Origin of the sequence: uncultured Amaricoccus sp. (assembly GCF_937891315.1) — a bacterium.
GTDB lineage: Bacteria > Pseudomonadota > Alphaproteobacteria > Rhodobacterales > Rhodobacteraceae > Amaricoccus.
The window spans coordinates 1-5,618 of record NZ_CALAGI010000093.1 but is presented as its reverse complement, the minus strand read 5'-3'; the positions used below and the strand labels follow the sequence as shown (position 1 = coordinate 5,618).

Here is a 5,618-nt window from a genome sequence, read left to right as displayed (position 1 = left end):
CCAGTTACGCTGCGGCGCAGCGCAACCGTCCGCGCGACCGGCGGCTCAGGGCCGAGGATCCCGATCATCCGCTTGATGTCGCAGGCGAGGACCCGCGGCGACATCTCCGCGCGGACGTTGCGCGGCGCCCGCGTCCGGAAATGCGTCGCACCCATCCAGGCCTTGGTCGTGCCGAAGGGGGGAGCATCAGGCAGGCGTCCCCGCGGAGGTGGCGCCAGGGGCGTCATGACAGCAGACGCAGAGCTTGTTTCCGTCCAGGTCGCGGAAATAGGCGCCGTAATAGTGGGCGTGGTAGTGTGGCCGAAGCCCCGGGCCTCCCTCGCACCGGCCGCCGGCCCGAAGGGCGCAGGCGTGGATTTCGTCGACCGTCGGGCGATCGGGCGCAAGCAGGGCGACCATGCCGCCATTCGCCGGAACCGCGGGCGCCTGATCGTGGGGCCTGCCGATGAGAAAGAGGGGGCGCGGGGTCTGGCCGGGCGCCCATCCGATCTTGCCCGCGGCCATGTCGGAGAACCGCGGGCGCCAGCCGAGCCGGGAGAGGATCGGCGCATAGAAGGCTTCGGCGCGTGCGAGGTCGTCGGTTCCGAGAAAGACGTGGGACAGCATCAGTAGGGCGCTCCGTCCTTGTGCAGGAAGCGCCAGCCGCCGCCCGTCCAGACCGCTTCGAGGTCGTCCTCCGGGTAGAAGCCCCGATCCTCAGGATCGCGGTCGCCGATTTCCAGATAGACGACATCCGCGTCCGTGACGTTGACGAGCTGATGCGCCGGGCCGCCCGGCACGAAGCCGGCGCACATGCCCGGATGGAGCAGGAACGCGCCCGCGTCGGTCCGCAACGTCGGCGTTCCGCTGAGGATATAGACGAACTCCTCCTGATGGCTGTGGCGATGCAGCAGGGCGGATCGCCCGCCGGGCCGGAGGGTGGTGAGGTTCACGCCGAACCCCGCGATGCCGAAGACATCGCCCAGTCGCCGCTTCACCCGGCCCGCCATGCGGGCGGCGAAAGGCTCGGGATAGTTGCTGGCCTTGGCGCGGGGAGGGACATCCTCCGCGCGGATCGGCTGGTAATTCGGCTGCGACATTCCTGTCCTCCGGGCTTCATCCCGGAGAGGCATAGCATTGCCGCTCCGCTCGATCGGTGAGATGATTTCACCGTTCCGCCCCCGGATCCGCCGTCGCGATCCGCCGCGGAACCGGGAGAAGCGCGCCATGTCGGACCGGTCGCCATCGCTGCGCGGACTTTCGGCCCTGTCCGCGCTGGCACGGCACGGGCGGCACGAGCCGGCGGCCGAGGCGCTGGGGATCTCGCGCTCGGCGCTGTCGCACCGCATCGCCGATCTGGAGGAAGAGCTGGGCGTCGCCCTGGTGGCGAAGCGGGGCCGGCTGTCGGAGATCACCGAGGAGGGGCTGGCGCTCCTCTCCGCTCTGGGCGACGCGCTGGAGAAGATCGACGCGGCCGTGGCGCCGCTCCGGCGACGGCGGCGTCAGCTGCGGCTCAACACGGTCGGCACCTTTGCCTCGAACTTCCTCCTGCCGCGGCTCGGCGACTTTCGGGCGCGTCACCCGGATATAGACCTCGTGGTCTCCACCACCCGGCGGCCGGTCGATTTCGATCGGGAGGACGTGGATTGCGCCATCCGCCATGGCCATGGACAATGGGAAGGCCTTCAGGCGACGCTCCTGTTCCGCGAGAGCCTCGTGCCCGCGGCACGTCCGGGGCTCCATCCCGGCAGGCCGGCGGACTGGCCGACGATCGGGGCGCGGAGCCGCATGCGGGACTGGGCGCGGTGGTGGCGGGCGACGGGCCAGCCGGGCGCGCCTCCGACGCCCGGGCTGATCGTGGAGACGAGGGCGCAGGCGCTGGAGGCCGCGCTCGCCGGCGCCGGGGTCGTCCTGACGGACCGGCGCTATGTCGGCGCGCTGGCGAAGGAGCGGCGGCTCGTCCTGCCGGGGCCGCCGGTGGTGCTGTCCGAAGGCTACTACTTCGTCCGCAAGGTTGGCGCGCGCAATCCGCGTCATGTGGATTGCATGCTCAGGTGGCTGGTTTCCCAATCGCAGGAACCGGCCGGCGTCGGGAGCGACGGCGGGTGATCGCGCATCGAGGCCCGGCCGGCGTCACCCGAGCCACGGTCGCAGCGCCATCTCGGCGCCGAGCGCGAGGAGGCCGAGAAGGAAGACGCGCCGGAAGGCCGCCGGGCTGATCCGGTCGCGCAAGGACTGCCCGACCCACATCCCCGCCAGCGCCGGGATGAGCGCCAGCGCCGACAGGCCGATCCCCTCGCCGGAGAGGGCGCCCCGGGCGCCGAGCCCCGCCGCCAGCGCCAGGGTCGAGACGGTGAAGGAGAGCCCCAGCGCCTGGACGAGATCGTCGCGCCCCAGCCCGAGGGCTTGCAGATAGGGCACGGCGGGAACGACGAAGACCCCGGTCGCGCCCGTGACCAGGCCGGTGGTCGCGCCGATCAGGGGCGAGAGCCAGGGCTCGGCGCGGGCGGGCACGCGCGGCTGGCGGCCGAGGAGGGTGAAGCCGGCATAGGCCGCCAGCGCCGCGCCGAGCGTCGTGGTCGTCGCCTCCGTTTTCCCGCTCGCGAGCAAGGCCGCGCCGAGCCCCGTCCCGGCGCAGATCGCCGCCATCATCGGCCAGAGCCGGCGGAGGAGCGGCCCCAGCGCCGGGCCGGCGGCGAGTTGCCAGAGGTTGGTGACGAAGGAGGGCACGATCAGCAGGCCCGCCGCCGCCAGCGGCGAGACGAGCGCGCCCAGCACCCCCATTGCCACGGTGGGCAGGCCCATGCCGGTCACGCCCTTGACGAGGCCCGCGACGAAGAAGGTCGCGCCGATCGCGACGAGGAGGGATGCATCACTCATGCCCCGGGGGATCGGCCGGATGCCGGGTTTGCGCAATGCGGAAGTCCCGCGGCCTGCCTCCGGCTGGCCCGAAGGCTCGATTTCGGCTATCCTCGGCCCCATGCGCTTCGACCTCACCGACCTGCGCCTGTTCCTCGCCGTCGCCGATGCGGGCAGCATCACTCATGGCGCCGAGGACGCCGGCCTGTCGCTCGCCGCCGCCAGCGAGCGCCTGCGCGAGATGGAGGCCGCCGCCGGCCTGCGGCTCTTCGACCGCGGACGGCGCGGGGTGACACCGACCGAGGCCGGCGAGGCGCTGCTGCATCACGCCCGGCTGATCCTCGGGCAGGCGGCGCGGATGCGGGGCGAGATCGGCCAGCTCGCCGCCGGCGCGCGCACCGCCATCCGGATGCTCGCGAACACCGCGGCGATGACGGAGTTCCTGCCCGCCCGCCTCGCGCCCTGGCTGGCCCGGCATCCGCGGGTCGATGTCGCGCTGAAGGAGCGCGAGAGCGCCGACATCGCCCGCGCCGTTATCCGCGGCTCGGCCGAGATCGGGGTGCTGTCCGCGGCCGTCGACACCGCGGGCCTGGACCTGCGGCCCTTCGCCATCGACCGGCTGGTCGTCGTCGCCCCGCGCGGCCACCCCCTCGCCGCCCGGCGGCGGGTCGCCTTCGCAGACCTCGCCGGCGAGCCCCTCATCACCCTGTCGGGCGGCGCGTTGCAGGATCATCTCGACGCTCAGGCCGCGAAGCTCGGCCTGCGCCTCCGGCCGCGCATCCGGGTGCGCGGCCTCGGCGACATCTGCCTCATGGCCGGCGCCGGGGTCGGGGTCGGCATCGTCCCCGAGACCGCCGCCCGCCGCGCCCGCCGAGCGACGGGGATCGTCGCGGTCCGGCTCGGCGACGACTGGGCGACGCGCCGCCTGTCGCTCTGCACCCGGGCCGGGGGCGCGCCGCCGCCGGTGGTGCAGAGCCTTCTCGACCAGCTGGAGGATCGGGCCGATCTCGGCGCGGCATAGTCCGAAGCAGGGAGCAGGCGCCGACTGTCCGCGGAAGCTCGACGCGGAGCCTCGCCACGGTTCACCGATCTCGTCGAAGGGTTCGCCACCGGAAAAACCCGGCAAACCCTCATGGGTAACTGAAAGACCAGGCGGACGGTTGCGTTCGTTCTGGTCGGCGTTCCGCGCCAACGGGCGGAGAGCTGCCGTCAACAGGAACAGCGAATGGGCCCTGTGGCGGACATCGGGATTCCCGCCGCCGCGCTTGCCCGCGGGTCGATCGCCCCATGAGCGCCCGCTCGCCTTCAGCGCGGAAATCCGATCGTCCCGCGGCCTTGGGCGGGTGGGTCGAGAGATTGCCCGGCTGAGGCAGTTGCTCCTTGTGCCCATCGTTTGGGGCTCCTAACCTCGCATCAGCCAGCCCCCGCTCGCCATGCACTCAATTGCCGGAGGGGGTATTGACGAGATCCTTTATTGCCAGCGGGTCCCGCGTGGCCATCGTCGCGGCGCTGGCCGCGGTCCCGTCGCTCGCCCTCGCCCAGTCGGACCCCGCGCTCGTGCTCGATCCGATCACGGTCACCGGCATCGCCGGGACGGCGACCGGCCCGGTCGAGGGCATCGTCGCCGAGGCGAGCGCCACCGGCACCAAGACCGACACGCCGCTGATCGAGACGCCGCGTTCGATCAGCGTCGTCACGGCGGGCGAAATCGCCCAGCGGGGCGGGGCGCAGACGGTCGGCGACGCGCTCGGCTACACGGCGGGAGTGTTCTCGGTGCCCATCGCCACCAACCGCGCCAACTGGACCGAGCGCATCCGCGGCTTCTCGACCTTTCGCAGCACTTTCGTCGACGGGCTGATCGATCCGAACGGCCCCGGCCGCGGCCAGCCGCAGATCGAGCCCTGGGGCGCCGAGCGCATCGAGGTGCTGAAGGGACCGGCCTCGGTCCTCTATGGCCAGGTCGCGCCCGGAGGCCTGATCAACGTCGTCAGCAAGCGCCCGACCTTCGCGACGGGGGGCGAGGTACAGGGCCAGGTCGGCGGCTACGACTTCTTTCAGGGTGCGTTCGATCTCCAGGGCGTGGCGGGAGACGGCGACCGGGCGGCCTGGCGGCTGGTCGGGCTCGCGCAGGACGCAGGCACCCAGACCGATTTCGTCGACGATGACCGGCTCTATGTCGCCCCTTCGCTGGCCCTCCGCATCGACGACGACACCAGCTTCACGCTGCTCTCGCACTGGCGGCGGGCGACGGGCGCGGAGGGGTCGGGCAATCTGCCGCGGGCGCTGATCAACGAGCTTCCGGTCAGCCTCAACCCCGGCGATCCCGACTTCGACCGCGACGACACCACGCAATGGGCGGTCGGCTACGAGTTCGTGCACGACTTCTCGCCGAGCGTCAGCCTGGTGCAGAACGCCCGCTACATGCGCCTCGACGTCGATTACCGCCAGCTCTACCTCGCCGATCCGCTGCCCGAGCTCGGGCCGGGCTGGTACGGGCGGACGCCTTACTTCCTCGACGAGACCACCACCGCCTTCGCCATCGACACCCGCCTGACCGCGGATGTGACGACTGGCGCGCTCAGCCATGGGCTGCTCGCGGGCTTCGACTATCGCGAGCAGGAGACGACGAACGACACCGACTATCTCTACGGCGAAGCGCCGCCGATCAACCTGTTCGATCCGGGCTATGGCGCCGACGTGGTGGACTTTCCCCGCACCCCCGGCGAGACCGACCAGATCGAGAATGCCGGCCAGATCGGAAGAGCACACGTCTGAACTCC

At 72.0% G+C, this 5,618-nt stretch carries 5 protein-coding genes; 2 read left to right on the top strand and 3 right to left on the bottom strand.

Translation table 11 applies throughout. The features are described from left to right. Positions 1-186 precede the first annotated feature (186 nt). Together Q0480_RS08410 and Q0480_RS08405 are read right to left on the bottom strand one after the other, a co-directional pair. Positions 187-606, bottom strand: a complete 420-nt coding sequence (locus tag Q0480_RS08410) for a VOC family protein (protein WP_299131993.1) — start codon at positions 604-606, stop codon at positions 187-189. After that, positions 606-1,079 carry a cupin domain-containing protein gene (locus Q0480_RS08405; protein WP_299131992.1) on the bottom strand — a complete coding sequence of 158 codons (474 nt, stop codon included), beginning with the start codon at positions 1,077-1,079 and terminating at the stop codon, positions 606-608. The genes Q0480_RS08410 and Q0480_RS08405 overlap by 1 nt, the downstream gene beginning before the upstream one ends. Before the next feature lie 127 nt (positions 1,080-1,206). Here Q0480_RS08405 and Q0480_RS08400 point away from each other — a divergent pair, with 127 nt between their 5' ends. Continuing rightward, the gene (locus Q0480_RS08400; protein ID WP_299131991.1) at positions 1,207-2,088 is read left to right on the top strand and encodes a LysR substrate-binding domain-containing protein; all 882 of its coding nucleotides are present in this window, start codon (positions 1,207-1,209) and stop codon (positions 2,086-2,088) included. A gap of 24 nt (positions 2,089-2,112) precedes the next feature. Here Q0480_RS08400 and Q0480_RS08395 read toward each other — a convergent pair whose 3' ends face one another. After that, positions 2,113-2,859 carry a sulfite exporter TauE/SafE family protein gene (locus tag Q0480_RS08395; protein ID WP_299131990.1) on the bottom strand — a complete coding sequence of 249 codons (747 nt, stop codon included), beginning with the start codon at positions 2,857-2,859 and terminating at the stop codon, positions 2,113-2,115. Here Q0480_RS08395 and Q0480_RS08390 point away from each other — a divergent pair. Further along, positions 2,858-3,859: a LysR family transcriptional regulator gene (locus tag Q0480_RS08390; protein ID WP_299131989.1), complete on the top strand. Its 1,002-nt coding sequence runs from the start codon at positions 2,858-2,860 to the stop codon at positions 3,857-3,859. The two genes, Q0480_RS08395 and Q0480_RS08390, sit on opposite strands and share 2 nt — an antisense overlap. Positions 3,860-5,618 lie beyond the last annotated feature (1,759 nt).